General features: G+C 70.2%; 13 protein-coding genes and 1 pseudogene. 5 read left to right on the forward strand and 9 right to left on the reverse strand.

Annotated elements, in window-relative coordinates; genetic code table 11:
- Window positions 1-22: 22 nt before the first annotated feature.
- The 9 genes from WDLP6_RS20835 to WDLP6_RS20875 form a co-directional block, all read right to left on the reverse strand.
- Window positions 23-913, reverse strand: coding sequence for a succinate--CoA ligase subunit alpha (locus WDLP6_RS20835; protein WP_162593884.1), 891 nt, complete (start codon window positions 911-913; stop codon window positions 23-25).
- Window positions 910-2,076, reverse strand: a complete 1,167-nt coding sequence (locus tag WDLP6_RS20840; protein ID WP_162593885.1) for an ATP-grasp domain-containing protein — start codon at window positions 2,074-2,076, stop codon at window positions 910-912. Before WDLP6_RS20840 ends, WDLP6_RS20835 begins: the two co-directional genes overlap by 4 nt.
- Window positions 2,077-2,110: 34 nt before the next feature.
- The gene (locus tag WDLP6_RS20845) at window positions 2,111-2,908 is read right to left on the reverse strand and encodes an enoyl-CoA hydratase/isomerase family protein (protein ID WP_162569118.1); all 798 of its coding nucleotides are present in this window, start codon (window positions 2,906-2,908) and stop codon (window positions 2,111-2,113) included.
- A gap of 11 nt (window positions 2,909-2,919) precedes the next feature.
- Window positions 2,920-3,753 carry an enoyl-CoA hydratase/isomerase family protein gene (locus WDLP6_RS20850; RefSeq protein ID WP_162593886.1) on the reverse strand — a complete coding sequence of 278 codons (834 nt, stop codon included), beginning with the start codon at window positions 3,751-3,753 and terminating at the stop codon, window positions 2,920-2,922.
- A 30-nt stretch (window positions 3,754-3,783) separates the two neighbouring features.
- Window positions 3,784-5,019 (reverse strand): kynureninase, encoded by a 1,236-nt coding sequence (gene kynU, locus WDLP6_RS20855; protein ID WP_162593887.1) that lies wholly within the window; start codon window positions 5,017-5,019, stop codon window positions 3,784-3,786.
- 49 nt (window positions 5,020-5,068) lie between these two features.
- Complete coding sequence (locus WDLP6_RS20860; RefSeq protein WP_162593888.1) at window positions 5,069-5,827, reverse strand: enoyl-CoA hydratase/isomerase family protein; 759 nt, start codon at window positions 5,825-5,827, stop codon at window positions 5,069-5,071.
- 130 nt (window positions 5,828-5,957) lie between these two features.
- The gene (locus WDLP6_RS20865) at window positions 5,958-7,286 is read right to left on the reverse strand and encodes a lytic murein transglycosylase (protein WP_162595183.1); all 1,329 of its coding nucleotides are present in this window, start codon (window positions 7,284-7,286) and stop codon (window positions 5,958-5,960) included.
- A gap of 32 nt (window positions 7,287-7,318) precedes the next feature.
- Complete coding sequence (gene lolD, locus WDLP6_RS20870) at window positions 7,319-8,017, reverse strand: lipoprotein-releasing ABC transporter ATP-binding protein LolD (RefSeq protein WP_162593889.1); 699 nt, start codon at window positions 8,015-8,017, stop codon at window positions 7,319-7,321.
- Window positions 8,010-9,266 (reverse strand): lipoprotein-releasing ABC transporter permease subunit, encoded by a 1,257-nt coding sequence (locus WDLP6_RS20875; protein WP_162593890.1) that lies wholly within the window; start codon window positions 9,264-9,266, stop codon window positions 8,010-8,012. Before WDLP6_RS20875 ends, lolD begins: the two co-directional genes overlap by 8 nt.
- 35 nt (window positions 9,267-9,301) lie before the next feature.
- Here WDLP6_RS20875 and WDLP6_RS20880 point away from each other — a divergent pair, with 35 nt between their 5' ends.
- The 5 genes and pseudogenes from WDLP6_RS20880 to WDLP6_RS20895 all read left to right on the forward strand — a co-directional run bounded on the left by WDLP6_RS20880 (window position 9,302) and on the right by WDLP6_RS20895 (window position 14,034).
- A complete protein-coding gene (locus WDLP6_RS20880; RefSeq protein ID WP_162593891.1) occupies window positions 9,302-10,279 on the forward strand; it encodes a hypothetical protein in 978 nt (325 codons plus the stop codon).
- Window positions 10,279-11,991, forward strand: a complete 1,713-nt coding sequence (gene recJ, locus WDLP6_RS20885; RefSeq protein WP_162593892.1) for a single-stranded-DNA-specific exonuclease RecJ — start codon at window positions 10,279-10,281, stop codon at window positions 11,989-11,991. The genes WDLP6_RS20880 and recJ overlap by 1 nt, the downstream gene beginning before the upstream one ends.
- Window positions 11,992-12,096: 105 nt before the next feature.
- Window positions 12,097-12,573 carry a Spy/CpxP family protein refolding chaperone gene (locus WDLP6_RS20890; RefSeq protein WP_162593893.1) on the forward strand — a complete coding sequence of 159 codons (477 nt, stop codon included), beginning with the start codon at window positions 12,097-12,099 and terminating at the stop codon, window positions 12,571-12,573.
- 43 nt (window positions 12,574-12,616) lie between these two features.
- A pseudogene (locus WDLP6_RS35130) lies at window positions 12,617-12,787 on the forward strand (response regulator); the annotation flags it as partial.
- Window positions 12,715-14,034 (forward strand): efflux transporter outer membrane subunit, encoded by a 1,320-nt coding sequence (locus tag WDLP6_RS20895; RefSeq protein ID WP_162595184.1) that lies wholly within the window; start codon window positions 12,715-12,717, stop codon window positions 14,032-14,034. The pseudogene WDLP6_RS35130 and the gene WDLP6_RS20895, both read left to right, overlap by 73 nt.
- The last annotated feature ends 1 nt before the right edge of the window (window position 14,035 follow it).

Genomic DNA, 14,035 nt, shown 5'->3' on the forward strand with positions numbered 1-14,035 from the left:
GGCGCTGTCCTTCCGTGTTGCATCAACTTGAACGAGTTTGCGCGCGGGCCAGCGTATGCGCCACCAGGGCGCCGATGTCCGTCACGCGCTGGGCGACGACCCCGCCCGCGGAGGCAAAGGCCTGCATCTTGCTTTGCGGCCGGCTGCGCACGTCCTCGCCGACCACCGCGCCGGCATGGCCCATGCGCGCATCCTGCGGACTGGCCTGCCCCGTGATGTAGGCGACGACCGGCGTGCGCATCGTCGCGGCCTTCGCGGCCGCGGGATACTCCAGCCCGCCGCCGGGCTCGCCGATCAGGATCACGAGGTCGGTCTCGGGATCGGCTTCGAAGAGATCGAGCACCTCGGCGTAGTCGGTGCCGATGACGCGGTCGCCGCCGAGGCAGACGACGGTGGATTCGCCCAGGCCGTGCCGATGCAGTTCGTCGATGACTTCGTAGGTCAGCGTGCCGCTCTTGGACACGATGCCGATGCGCCCCGGCCGCAGGTTGGCATCGTTGAGGTCCGACATGTTCGCGCGCCCCGGGCTCACGGTGCCGGCGGAGTTGGGGCCGAGCAGGCGCGTGCCGCGCGCCTTCGCATAGGCGCACATGCGGATCGCATCGTGCACCGGGATGTTCTCGATGTAGAGCACCGCCAGCGGGATGCCGGCATCCACCACTTCGTACATGCCGTCCAGCACATAGGCCGGCGCGATGCAGCACAGCACCGCATCGGCGCCGGTCGCCTCGACCGCCTCGCGCATCGAATCGAAGACCGGCACGCCGGCGACCACCGAGCCGCCCTTGCCCGGCGTGACGCCGCCGACGAGCGGTGTGCCGCCGGCGATCATCTTCTCGGCGAACAGGCGCCCGGTCTGGCCGGTGATGCCCTGCACCAGGATCTTCGAATGAGAGCCGACCAGGATGCTCATCGTGCCGTCTCCTGCGATGGCGCAACCGCGGCGGCGAGCGCGAGCACGCGGTCGGCGGCGTCGCTCAGCGAGGGGGTGTAGAAGCAACCGGCGTCTTCCATGATCTTCTGCGAGCTCTCCTGCTTCACGCCGCGCATGCGCACCACCACGCGGTCGCGGCTCGGTGCGCCCGGCATGCCGAGCGCCTGCACCAGCGCCTGCGCCAGGGCGTCGGTGGAACGCAGCTGGTAGAAGGCATTGATGAACACGATCTCGGCCTCGAGCATGAAGAGCGCGCCGATGACCTCGGCCGTGTGCGCGACGCCGCGCGCCAGCGCGCCATGCAGCTCGATCGCGCCGGCCACGCTCACGCCGGACATCGCGATCTGGTCGTAGGTCGCCATCGTCAGGCCCGCGCCGTTGCCGAGCAGCGCCACCGCGGGCCGCGCGAGCGGCGGCGTCCGCGAACGGTTGTCCACGCCGATCACGCCGAGCGCGCGGCAGCGCTGCATGAAGGCGCTGTCGGACGACCATGCGATCGGACTCGAGCGCGCGGGATGCCGGGCGACCGCATCGTCGTCGAGCACCACCTTCGCGTCGGCGGCCACGAGGCGGCCATCGGCCGTCTGGATCACGGGGTTGATCTCGACCAGTTCGGCGTCCTCGCCGATGAGTGTCTCGACCACCTGTCTCGCGATGTGCTCGAACTGCACGCCGATGTCCTGCGCGAGACCGAGCGCACGCTTCAGGCGCTCGATCTGGAAGCCGGCCAGCCCGATCAGCGGATCGATGTCGATGCTCGCGACCTGCGACGGAGGCACCTGTTCGATGTCCATGCCGCCGGCGGCGCTGGCCATCACGGTCACGCGGCCACGATCGCGATTGACGAAGGCGGCGAGGTAGAACTCGTGCGCGATCTGCAGCATCGGCTCGACGTACACGGCGTGCACCGGCTCGTCGCCGAGACGCTTTCCTTGCAACTGAATCGCCTGGCTTTCGAGTTCATCGCGCGTGGCCGCCATGAGGATGCCACCGCGCTTGCCGCGTCCACCCGCCAGCACCTGCGCCTTGACCACCCAGCCGCGTTCGCCGGCCTCGGGCTGCTTCGGCCAGAGCGCGCCCGGCGGGATCGGCACGCCGTGGCTCGCCAGCAGCGCCTTGCCCTCGTATTCGAGAAGTTTCATGCGATCGTTGTGTCCAGACGAATGCGGGCGCGGTTCATTGACCCTTGAACGGGCCGGCCTTGCGCTTCTCGGCGAAGGCCCGCGCGCTTTCCTTGAAGTCCTCGGTCAGGTGCAGTTTGAGCGGCGTGGTCTGCAGGTAGGCCTCGCGCTCGGCCTGGTCCATGTACCACCGGCGCGTGCGCACCGTGGCGCGCACGCTCAGCGGCGGATTGGCGGCGATCTGCCGCGCGAGCTCACAGGCCTGCGCCACGTGCTGCCCCTTGGGCGCGACACGGTCGATGACGCCGGCGGCCAGCGCTTCCTCGGCGGTGAAGAAGCGCCCGGTGATCGCGGCTTCGGTCGCGAACGATCGGGCACCGCGGAAGTTCAGCAGCGCCCAGTACCTCGACGAGGCCAGGCCGCGCGAGGTCTCGGTCACCTGGAAGCGCGTGCCTTCCTCGGCCACCACCATCTCGCTTTCGAGCACCATGCCGAGGCCGAGGCCGACCGCGAAGCCATGCGGCGCCGCGATCACCGGCTTCCAGTTGATGGCGCGCGTGAACAGGTCGGCCGAGTGCGCGCCCCAGCCTTGCGAGCCGCCATGGCGCTTCAGGTCTTCCTCGCTGCGCAGCTGGCGCTGGTGCACGTCGGCACCGCTGGAGAAGGCACGGCCCTCGCCGCGCAGCACGGCGACGTCGGCCGCCGGATCGATGTCGAACTCGTGCAGCACCTCGGCCAGCCGCATCACCATCGCGTCGTTGAACGCGTTGAGTTTCTGCGGACGGTTGAAGCTGATCGTCGCGATGCGGTCGCGGCATTCGTAGCGGATGAAGTCTTGGGCGTTTTCGGACATGGTCGCCGCGCTCACTCGTAGGGCCGCAGCGGGTCGTACTGCAGGTCGATCCATTCGGCGGTGAACTCCGGCACCTTGCCTTCCTTGAAGGCGCGCGGGCCGATGCGCGCATCCTTGTGGAACATCAGCTCCACGTTCGCGAGCACCTGCGCCTCGAAGCCCTTCACCGGGTCCAGGCCCAGGCCCTGGTTGCGCGCGTTCTTGATCGCGCCGTAGGCCTGCGTCGGGCCTTTCGCCAATTTGTGCGCGAGCTCGAAGGCACGCTCCTCGAGCTTGTCCTTGGCCACGACCTCGCTGACCAGCCCCAGCCGCTCGGCCTCCTCCATCTCGATGAAACGGCCGAGCAGCAGCATCTCCGTCGCGCGGCCCAGGCCCACGTAGCGCGGCAGCAGGTAGGTCGATCCGCCGCCGAGCCCGCGCGTCACGTACACCGCGCCGAACTTCGTTTCGGGATCGCAGAGGCGGAAGTCGCAGGCCAGCGCGAGATCGAGCCCCGCGCCCACCGCATAGCCCTGCACGATGCCCACCACCGGCTTGCGCAGCGTGAGCATGTCCAGCACGGCGCGCGGAAATCCGGTGCGCATGCGGCTCTGCAGGTCGGGCGGTCCGTACTTGAAGCGGTCCTCGGGCGCGAGGTCGTCGCCGGCGCAGAAGGCGCGCCCTTCGCCGCGCAGCACCATCACGCGCACCGTGTTGTCGCGCCGGATCTGCTCGATCACGTCGACCAGGCGCAGGATCATCTCGGGATAGAGCGCGTTGAGCTTGTGGGGACGGTCCAGCGTGACCGTGGCGATGGGACCGTCGATATCGAGACGGACTCTTTCGAGGGAACTGCTTTCCGGCATCGGGTTGACTCCTTCAGTTGACGAGACAATTCAGAGATTCAGCCTGGCCGCGCACTGCCGCACGCGATCCATCGCGTCCCATGCATCGACATGGCGCGTGTACATCGGTGCAGGCGCGAGCCTGAGCATGTCGGGCGGCCTGAAGTCGGGGACGACCCGGTCCGCGATCAGCGCGCGCACGATGTCCTTGGCCCTCGGATGCCGCAGCGTGATGTGCGATCCCCTGCGGCGCGCGTCGCGCGGCGACGCGACGGTGAATCCGTGCGGTGCCAGCCGTTCGTCGGCGAGCGCGATCAGCAGCTGGGTCATCCGCCGGCCTTTCGCCTGCAGCCGGTCGACGCCTGCCTCGGCGATCAGCGCGACGCCCGGCTCGATCGCAAGGGTCGAGAGGATGGCCGGGATGCCGACCAGGAAGGATTCGATGCCCTCTGCCGGCTCGAAGCTGTCCGACATGGCGAACTGGTCGCGATGGCCGAACCACCCCCAGATCGGCTGCCGAAGCCGCGCCTGCTGCGACTGCCGCACATAGACGAAGGACGGTGCGCCGGGTCCGCCGTTGAGGTACTTGTAGGTGCAGCCCACCGCGAGGTCGGCGCCGCTGCTTTCCAGCGGCACCTCGACCGCGCCCGCCGAATGGCTGACGTCCCACAGGATCAGCGCGCCGGCCTCGTGCACCGCGCGCGTCACCTGCGCCATGTCGAGCAGCGCGCCCGAACGGTAAGCCACGTGCGACAGGCAGACCAGCGCCGTGTCCGAATCGATGCCGGCCTTCAGCACTGCCGGATCGAGGCCCTGCACCGGGTCGGCATGCAGCACCTTCAGTTCGAGCGACCGTTGTGCCGCGAGCGACTGCAGCACATACATGTCGGTGGGGAAGTTGTCGTCGCTCGTGACGATGGTGCGCCGGCCTGACTGCGCGCCCAGCGCGGCGGCCGCGGCCTTGTAGAGATTCACCGAGGTGGCGTCGCCGACGATGACCTCGCCGGGATTCGCCTGCACCACCGATCGCGCGATGGCATCGCCGATCTCGCGCGGCAGATGAATCCATCGGCGCCACGCGATGATGAGATCCGTGCGCCAGGTGTCGAGTGCCTGAGACACCAGCGCCGCAGTGCATGCAGGCGGGCGGCCGAACGAATTGCCGTCCATGTACAGGGCCGAGCCGTCGTCGATGGCGAACGCGTCGCGCAAACCCGCCAGCGGATCCGCGAGGTCCATCTCGTGTGCCATCTCGCGCGTGAGGGGCGATGCAACGGATGGATTCATGGCACAACGCGCCGTCCACGACGCACGAAGTGGGCGAGCCCGGGGGTGTTCATCGCCTTTTCGCCATGAAGTCTTCCATCATCCGTGCCGGCTCACCGGAGGCATACGACTCCCGGTGCGCGCGGATCGCGGCGGCGATGGTGTGCTGGAAGGCGGCTTCGGTCATGTCCGCGAACCAGGCGCGGTCCAGCTTCATCGCGAGCGGCGCCTTGGCGGCGAGTTCATTCGCGATCTGCAGCGACTTCGCCAGCACCTCCTGCCGCGGCACCAGATGGTGGACGAGGCCGATGCGATGGCACTCGTCCGCCGGCATCATGCGGCCCGTGAGCGTGAGCTCGACGGTGCGCGACATGCCGAGGATTTCCTTCATGATCCACGGCCCGGTGATGCTCGCGATGCCGGCGTTGATCTCGGGCTGCCCCATCCGCACGTCCGCATGCGCGACCCGGATGTCCCCGAGCAGCGCGACCTGGAACGCGGAGCCCGCCGCAGTGCCGTTGAGGGCCATCACGATGGGCTTGGTCAGGCGGCGCAAGGTGCCGTAGAAGGTCTCCCATTCGCGGATCCACACTTCGGCGCGATCGGCATCGAAGTCGTGCGCCTCGGCGAAATCCTGCCCGGCCGAAAAGGCCCGCTCGCCCGCGCCGGTGAGGACCACGGCGCCCACGCCGTCGTCGCGGTCGAAATCGCGCAGGGCGCGCACGATGTCGTCGCGCATCGGGCGATCCCACGCGTTCAGCTTCTCGGGCTTGTTCAACGTGATCAGCCCGACACGGTCTTGCTGATCGATCAGGATATGCGCAGACATTTATCGCATCCCAATAGTTACTATCGAGATGAAATTTACGCCGGACTACCGCGCCGGGCCAGCGGGAAATCCCTCGGGTGCGCGAACGCCCGGGGCCGGCGCCCCCTGCGTGCGGGAAAGCGCGCCCTGATCAGGGCTGCTGCAGGCGCTGAAGCAGGTCGAGGGTGGGGTAGCCGTCGGCAGCGAGGCCGACGCTGCGCTGGTAGCGGCGCAGCCCTTCGCGGGTGGCCGGGCCCATGACGCCGTCGGGCTCGCCGCTGGCAAAGCCGCGCTGGTTCAGCGCGGCCTGCAACGCCAGCAGCTGGCTGCGCGTGAGCGCCTGGAGGTCGCGTGGCCACGGCGCCTGCACGCCCGGGCCGCCGCTCAGGCGCTGCGCCAGGAGGCCGACCGCGAGCGCGTAGCTGGTCGAGTTGTTGTAGCGCAGGATGGCCCGGAAATTGGGCCCGACCAGGAAAGCCGGCCCGCGCGCGCCCGCGAGCAGCAGGACCGAGCCGTCGGCGAACTCGGGCAAGACTTGGCCGTCCATGGCGCGCAGGCCTTCGGCGACCCATTGCGCCGTGGGCTGGCGGATGCCGGCATCGGCGCGCGCAACGTCGAACCCGGCTGGCAACTGGACCTCGACACCCCAGGGCATGCCCGCCTGCCAGCCCGAGCGCGAAAGAAAGTTCGCGGTCGAAGCCGTGACGTCGGCCATGCTGACCCAGATATCGCGCCGGCCGTCGCCATCGCCGTCCACCGCGTAGGCCAGGAAGTTCGATGGCAGGAACTGGGTCTGGCCCATGGCGCCGGCCCAGGAGCCGATCATGTGCGCGCGATCGATGTCGCCGTTGTCGAGGATCTTCAGCGCAGCGAGCAGCTCGCGGCGCGCCCAGTCCGCACGGCGGCCGTCGAAGCCCAGCGTCGCCAGCGCATCGATGGTCGGCGTGCTGCCGTAGTTGCTGCCGTAGTTGCTTTCCATGCCCCAGATGGCGATCACGATGGCGGGCGGAACGCCGTAGCGCTGCGCCGCGGCGTCGGTTTCGCTGCGAAGCTGCTGCAGCTTGTCCTGGCCCTGCGCGACGCGCTGGGCCGTCACGGTGCCGTCGAGGTAGTCCCAGACGGTGCGGGTGAATTCGGGCTGTGCGCGATCCAGTTCGATGACGCGCGGCAGGTACTGGACATCGTCGAATGCCCCATGCAGCGTCGCTTCGCTGATGCCCGCTGCGCGCGCGGTGGTGCGGAAGTCCGCGACCCACTGCGCAAAGCCTTGCTGGAGCGCCGCTTCATCCGTGGCCGCAGGCGCGGTCGCCGGTGGCGGCGTCGGCGTCGGCGACGCTGCGGGCCGCGCGCCGGTCGCATTGGCCGGCGGCTGCGAGGGCGCCACGGGTGGCGCGGATGCGCAGCCCGCCAGCAGCGCGGCCGTCAGCATCGCCAGCGCAAGCCCGGTGAATCGCGGCGAAGAAAAATCGGGCTGGCGCATTTCTCGGACCCTCACGTTCATGCAGCGCCGCCTCAGCCTGCGAGCCGGCCCGCGGTCAGCCGCAGCACGCGGTCGCAGCGCGTGGCCAGCGTCTCGTCGTGCGTGACCATGACGAAGGCCGTGCCGCGCTCGCGCGCGAGCTGGAGCATCAGCGCGAACACGCCGTCCGCCGTGGCGCGGTCGAGGTTGCCGGTCGGCTCGTCGGCCAGCACGCAATCCGGATGCGTGACCAGCGCGCGCGCGATCGCCACGCGCTGGCGCTCGCCGCCGGACAGCTCGGCCGGCCGGTGCTGCAGGCGCTCGCCGAGGCCGACCGCGGTGAGCATCGCGGTCGCGGCATCGTGGGCCTGCGCCGGCGTCATGCGCCGGATCCGAAGCGGCATCGCGACGTTGTCGAGCGCGCTGAACTCGGGCAGCAGATGATGGAACTGGTAGACGAAGCCGAGGTGCGTGTTGCGCAGGCGTCCCTGCTCGGCCGCGTCGACATGCGCGATGTTGCGGCCATGCAGCTCGACGCTGCCGGCGGTCGGCGCATCGAGGCCGCCCATCAGGTGCAGCAGCGTGCTCTTGCCGGAACCCGAGGCGCCGACGATGGCCATCGTCTCGCCGGCGCGCACGTCGAGGTCGACGCCGTGCAGCACGGTGAGGTCGATGCGGCCTTCGTGAAAGCGTTTGGTGAGACCGCGGACTTTCAGCACCGCGCCGTTGGCGCCCGCTCGGGGTTCACTCATAGCGCAGCGCCTCGGCCGGGTTGACGCGGCTGGCGCGCCAGCTCGGGTACAGGGTCGCGACGAAGGCGAGGATGAGCGAGATCACCGTGATCGGCACGATGTCGCCCTGCTGCGGATCGCTCGGCATCTTGCTGATCAGGTAGATGTCCTGCGGCAGGAAGCTCGCATGGAACAGATGTTCCAGCGCCGGCACGATGACGTCGATGTTGTAGGCGATGAGCAGCCCCAGCAGCAGCCCGGCCAGCGTGCCGATGACGCCGACCATCGCGCCCTGCACCACGAAGATGGTCATGATGCTTTTCGGGCTCGAACCCAGCGTGCGCAGGATGGCGATGTCGGCGCGCTTGTCGGTCACCGTCATCACCAGCGTCGACACCAGGTTGAAGGCGGCCACCGCGACGATCAGCGTGAGGATGATGAACATCATGCGTTTCTCGACCTGCACGGCGGCGAACCAGGTCTTGTTCTGCTGCGTCCAGTCGCGGATCAGGAAGCTGCCGGGCAGCGTGCCGGCGAGTTCGTGGGCCACCTCGGGCGCCTGGTGCAGGTCCTTGAGCTTGATGCGCACGCCGCTCGGCCCTTCGAGGCGGAACACGCGTTCGGCGTCCTGCTCGTGGATCATCGCCAGCGCCGAGTCGTACTCGTAGTGGCCCGAATCGAAGGTGCCCACCACGGTGAACTGCTTCAGGCGCGGCACCACGCCGGCCGGCGTGACCTGGCCGCCGGGTGCGACCAGCGTCACCTTGTCGCCGTCGCGCACGAACAGCGAGCGCGCGAGCTCGACGCCGAGCACGATGCCGAACTCGCCCGGCACCAGCTTCTTCAGCGCGCCATGCTCGGCGGTGGTGGAGATGTCGGTCACCTGCGGCTCCAGCGCCGGATCGATGCCGCGCACCAGCGTGCCCTTCATGTCCTCGCCGCGCGCGATCAGGGCCTGCGCGGCGATGAAGGGCGCCACGCCGACCACCTGCGGGTTCTTGCGCGCGCCGGCCATGATGCCGTCGATGTCGCCGAGCGCCTGGCCGTCGCGCGACAGGATCTCGATGTGCGAGATCACGCCGAGCATGCGGTCGGTGACTTCCTTCTGGAAGCCGTTCATCACGCTCAGCACGATGATCAGCGCCGCCACGCCCAGCGCGATGCCGAGCATCGAGACACCGGAGATGAAGGAGATGAAGCCGTTGCGCCGCGTGGCCCGGCCTGCGCGCGTGTAGCGCCAGCCGAGTTGCAGTTCATAGGGAAGGGGCATAGAGGAAGAATTGTGGCATCCCGGACAATAGGGTCATGTCCGATGCCCCCAAGCCCCGCCATTTGATGATCCCGTTCGCCGGCCGCAGTTCCCCGGCCTGCCGCGAAGCGCTGGCCGGGCTGCGCCTGCCGAACACCGAGGCGATGCTCGCGCGGCTCGCGCTGGTGCACGGCGACCAGCAGGACGACAGCACGCGCTCGCCGCCGCACGAGCGCGCATTGGCCGAGGCGCTCGGCATCGGCGCAGCGGACGGCTGCATCCCATGGGCCGCGCTGGAAGCGAAGCAGGCCGGCCTCGGTCCCACCGGCCCAGGCGACAGCTGGGGCGTGGCCACGCTGTGCCACTGGCAGGTCGGCATCGACGACGTGGTGCTCGGCGATCCGGCCGCGATCGAGATCGATGCCGCCGAATCCGCGGCGCTGCTGGCCGCGGCGCGGCCCTTCTTCGAAGAGGACGGCATGGCGCTGCATGCGTCGGCGACGCCCGGCCGCTGGCTGGTGCAGGGCAAGGTCTTCGACGGCCTGGCCACGGCGTCGATCGACCGCGCCGTCGGCTGGCCGATCTCGCAATGGTCGCCGCTGTCCGATGCCGCACGGCCGCTGCGCCGGCTGCAGAACGAGATGCAGATGCTGCTCTACACCGAACGCGTGAACGACCAGCGCACCGCACGCGGCGTGCCGCCGATCAACTCCTTCTGGCTCAGCGGCACCGGCAGCCTGCCCGCGGCGCTCGCCAACGGCACCGCGCCGGCATCCGCGCCCGAGGTCGCCGATGCCTTGCGCGTGCCCGCGCTGCGCGACGACGGCGCCGGCTGGGCCGCCGCGTGGCAGGCGCTCGACGCCGGCGCGATGGCCGATCTGCTGGCCGACTACACGCACGGCGCCGATGTCGTGCTGACGCTGTGCGGCGACCGTGGCGCACGCCGCTTCGGCGTGCAGCACCGCGGCCTGCTGAGCTGGGCCCGGAGCCTGTTCGAGCGGCCGAGCGCGGCCTCCATCCTCGCGACGCTGTGATGCAGATCGTCGCTCGCGACATTCCGCCGCGCAGCGCCTGGGCGCTCGAGCAGGCCGGCGTGCATCCGCTGCTCGCGCGCCTCTATGCGGCGCGCGGCGTGCTGGCCAAGGAAGAGCTGGACGACGGCCTGACGCGCCTGCTGCCGCCCGCGACGCTGCGCGGCACGCAGGAAGCGGCACGGCTGCTGGCCGACGCGATCCGCGACGACAGGCGCCTGTGCATCGTCGCCGACTACGACTGCGACGGCGCCACCGCCTGCGCCGTCGCGGTGCGCGGCCTGCGCCTGCTCGGCGCGAAGCAGGTGAGCTACCTGGTACCCGACCGCGTGATCGACGGCTACGGCCTGACGCCGCCGATCGCCGAGCGCGTGGCGGACAGCGGCGCCGACTTGCTGATCACCGTGGACAACGGCATCGCGAGCGTCGAGGGCGTCGCGGCCGCCAAGGCGCGCGGTCTCGCGGTGCTGGTGACGGACCACCACCTGCCCGGCCCCGAACTGCCGGCGGCCGATGTGCTCGTGAATCCCAACCAGCCCGGCTGCGGCTTCGAGAGCAAGAGCATCGCGGGCGTCGGCGTGATGTTCTATGTGCTGCTGGCGCTGCGCGCCGAGCTGCGCGCGCGAGGTGCGTTCGATCGCGTTGCGCAACCCAAGCTGGACGCATTGCTGCCGCTCGTGGCGCTGGGCACCGTGGCCGACGTGGTCCGGCTCGATGCCAACAACCGCCGCCTGGTCGCTCAGGGCCTGCGCCGCATCCGCACGAGCGCCATGCCCGCAGGCATCGCCGCCCTCTTCAAGGCCGCAGGCCGCAACGCCGCGGCCGCGACCACCTTCGACTTCGGCTTCGCGCTCGGCCCGCGCATCAACGCCGCCGGCCGCCTCGCCGACATGACGCTCGGCATCGAATGCCTGCTGACCGACGACGCCGGCCGCGCCGCCGAACTGGCACAGCTGCTCGACGGCATCAACCGCGAGCGGCGCGACATCGAAGGCGGCATGCGCGACCAGGCGCTGCGGCTGGCCGAGACGCTGTTCGGCGACGACAGCCAGCCGCCGCCCGCGGCCATCAGCGTGTTCGGTGCGGACTTCCACGAAGGCGTGGTCGGCATCGTCGCCTCGCGCCTCAAGGACCGCTTCCATCGGCCCACCTTCGTCTTCGCGGCCAGCGGCGCCGACGGCCGCGCGCACGAGCTCAAGGGCTCGGGCCGCTCGATCCCCGGCTTTCATCTGCGCGATGCGCTCGACCTCGTGGCCAAGCGCCATCCCGGCGTGCTGCTGCGCTTCGGCGGCCACGCGATGGCGGCCGGATGCACGGTGGCGCGCGAGCACTTCCCTGTCTTCGAGCAGGCGCTGGCCCAGGTCGCGCGCGAGTGGCTCGACGCCGCCACGCTGACGCGCCGGCTCGACACCGACGGCCCGCTCGCGCCCGAGTACCTGCGCGTGGACCTGGTCGACACGCTGCACCGCGAGGTGTGGGGCCAGGGCTTCGCGCCGCCGACCTTCAGCGAGGAGGTCGAGGTGGTCTCGCAGCGGCTGGTCGGCGAGAAGCACCTCGCGCTCAAGCTGAAGCACCGCGGCAGGCCGGTCGACGGCATCTGGTTCGGCCATACCGAGCCGCTGCCGCCGAAGGTGGTGATCGCGTGGCGCCTCGATGCCGACGAATGGCAGGGCGTGCGGCGCGTGCGCTTTCTCGTCGAAGGCGCCGAACTCTGAGCCTGCGTCTTTACGCCGGCTTTACACCCGGTCAGCGCGGCGGCAGCCTGCGTGCCCTGTAATGCATCGCCGGCCACGCCAGGTGGCGGCGAGCAAGGACGCGGGATGACAAGACTCAGGCAGAAATTCGCATTCGCCATCGTGCTGGCCGCACTCAGCGGCCACAGCTTCGCGCAGTTCGGCGGCGGCGGCATGGGGGGCGGACGGCGCGGGCACAGCGGCGATGCACCGGCGGCATCGCGCAGCACCGAGCAGGCATCGAGCCCCGAGATGAGGGCCAACCAGATCAGGGACAAGCTCTACGACCTGCGCCTGCGGCTGCTGATCACGCCCGAGCAGGCCGCCCTGTGGGACGGCTTCTACAACAAGGTGTGGGATCTGGCGGTGAAGAACTCGCTCGCGCATGCGCCGGCGGCCGACGACCTGACGGCCGTGCAGGCGCTGCAGCAGCGCGTGGCCGAGGCGCAGGAGCGCGCCGGACGGCTGCAGGAGATCGGCGACGCGGCCGCCCGCCTCTATGCGGCCCTGACGCCGGACCAGCGGCGCGTGGCCGATCAGTACCTGCCGCCGGCGCTTCCATGAGCCTTCCCCAGCCGGCCGCCTCGTGAACACACGGATCCTGGTGGTGGAAGACGACCTGCACATTGCCGCCCTGCTGGGCCGCGAGCTCGTGCATCGGGGCTACGACGTGCAGAAGGCGTCCACCGGCGCGCAGGCGCTCGGCTGCATCCGCGCCGACCGGCCGGCCCTGATGCTGCTGGACCTGGGACTGCCCGACATGGAAGGCAGCCAGGTGCTGCGGCAGGTGCGCGAAGCGGGCAGCGCGCTGCCGGTCATCGTGCTCACCCCGACGTCAAGGCCGCGGCGGCCGCGCTGCGCGGCGCACGCGAGAACACCCTGGCCCAGCAGGGCGCGTTCTTCCCGAGCGTCGCAGCGCAGTTCAATCCGACGCGGCAGTCGATCGTGCCGGTGCTCGCCAGTCCGCTCGCATCGGGCAGCGACATCTACAGCCTGCACACGGCGCAGCTCAACATCGCCTATGCACCCGACGTGTTCGGCGGCAATCGCCAGCAGGTCAAGTCGCTGCAGGCGCAGGCGGACACGCAGCGCTTCCAGTTGCAGGCGGCGCGGCTCACGCTGACCAGCAATGTCGTGCTGGGCGCCGTCCAGCTGGCGTCGCTGCAGGCACAGATCGGCACCACGCACCAGCTGATCGATCTCGCGGAGCATCAACTCGCGCTGTTCCAGCGCCAGCACGCACTGGGGCAGACCGGCATCGCCGATGTCGCGGCGCAGGAGGCGGTGGTCGCGCAGGTCCGCGCCACATTGCCGCCGCTGGAGAAGCAGCGCGAACAGCAGCGCAACCAGCTGGCCGTGCTGGCTGGCCGCCTGCCCGGCGACAGGGCGGCCTTCGATGTCGAACTCGATGCGCTGCGGCTGCCCGACGAACTGCCGCTGAGCCTGCCGCCCCGGCTGGTCGAACAGCGGCCCGACGTCCAGGCCGCCGAAGCGCAGCTGCATGCGGCCAGCGCGCAGATCGGCGTGGCGATGGTCAACCGCCTGCCGAGCTTCAGCCTGAGCGCGGGCTTCGGCAGCAGCGCCTTGCAGTTCTCGAAGCTGTTCACCGCAGGCACCGGCTTCTGGAGCGTGGGCGCCAATGCGCTGCAGCCGATCTTCGACGGCGGCACGCTGCTGCATCGGCAACGCGCCGCGCAGGCCGGCTACGACCAGGCAGCCGCGGCCTACCGCAGCACCGTGCTCGGCGCGTTCCAGAACGTGGCCGATACCCTGGGCGCGATCCAGGCGGACGCCAGGGCGCTGGAGTCCTTGATCGCCAGCGAGCGCGCGGCCGAAAGAAGCCTGGCGATCGCGCGCCGGCAATGGTCCGCCGGCGCGGTCGGCTCGCTGGCCGTGCTTGCCGCCGAGCAGAGCTTGCGCCAGGCCGCGATCGCACGCGTCCAGGCCCAGGCCAGCCGGCTGGCCGACAGCGCGGCGCTGTTCCAGGCACCGGGCGGTGGATGGTGGAACAGGGATCCGGTCTGAT

Origin of the sequence: Variovorax sp. PBL-E5 (assembly GCF_901827185.1) — a bacterium.
Classification (GTDB): domain Bacteria; phylum Pseudomonadota; class Gammaproteobacteria; order Burkholderiales; family Burkholderiaceae_C; genus Variovorax.

Excerpts from the sequence above, each read along its gene's own strand:
- WDLP6_RS20865 (WP_162595183.1), bottom strand. The coding sequence starts at position 7,286 with ATGCGCCAGCCCGATTTTTCTTCGCCGCGATTCACCGGGCTTGCGCTG.
- WDLP6_RS20880 (WP_162593891.1), top strand. The coding sequence starts at position 9,302 with ATGTCCGATGCCCCCAAGCCCCGCCATTTGATGATCCCGTTCGCCGGC.
- WDLP6_RS20835 (WP_162593884.1), bottom strand. The coding sequence starts at position 913 with ATGAGCATCCTGGTCGGCTCTCATTCGAAGATCCTGGTGCAGGGCATC.
- kynU (WP_162593887.1), bottom strand. The coding sequence starts at position 5,019 with ATGAATCCATCCGTTGCATCGCCCCTCACGCGCGAGATGGCACACGAG.
- WDLP6_RS20850 (WP_162593886.1), bottom strand. The coding sequence starts at position 3,753 with ATGCCGGAAAGCAGTTCCCTCGAAAGAGTCCGTCTCGATATCGACGGT.
- WDLP6_RS20890 (WP_162593893.1), top strand. The coding sequence starts at position 12,097 with ATGACAAGACTCAGGCAGAAATTCGCATTCGCCATCGTGCTGGCCGCA.
- recJ (WP_162593892.1), top strand. The coding sequence starts at position 10,279 with ATGCAGATCGTCGCTCGCGACATTCCGCCGCGCAGCGCCTGGGCGCTC.
- lolD (WP_162593889.1), bottom strand. The coding sequence starts at position 8,017 with ATGAGTGAACCCCGAGCGGGCGCCAACGGCGCGGTGCTGAAAGTCCGC.
- WDLP6_RS20840 (WP_162593885.1), bottom strand. The coding sequence starts at position 2,076 with ATGAAACTTCTCGAATACGAGGGCAAGGCGCTGCTGGCGAGCCACGGC.
- WDLP6_RS20875 (WP_162593890.1), bottom strand. The coding sequence starts at position 9,266 with ATGCCCCTTCCCTATGAACTGCAACTCGGCTGGCGCTACACGCGCGCA.
- WDLP6_RS20860 (WP_162593888.1), bottom strand. The coding sequence starts at position 5,827 with ATGTCTGCGCATATCCTGATCGATCAGCAAGACCGTGTCGGGCTGATC.
- WDLP6_RS20845 (WP_162569118.1), bottom strand. The coding sequence starts at position 2,908 with ATGTCCGAAAACGCCCAAGACTTCATCCGCTACGAATGCCGCGACCGC.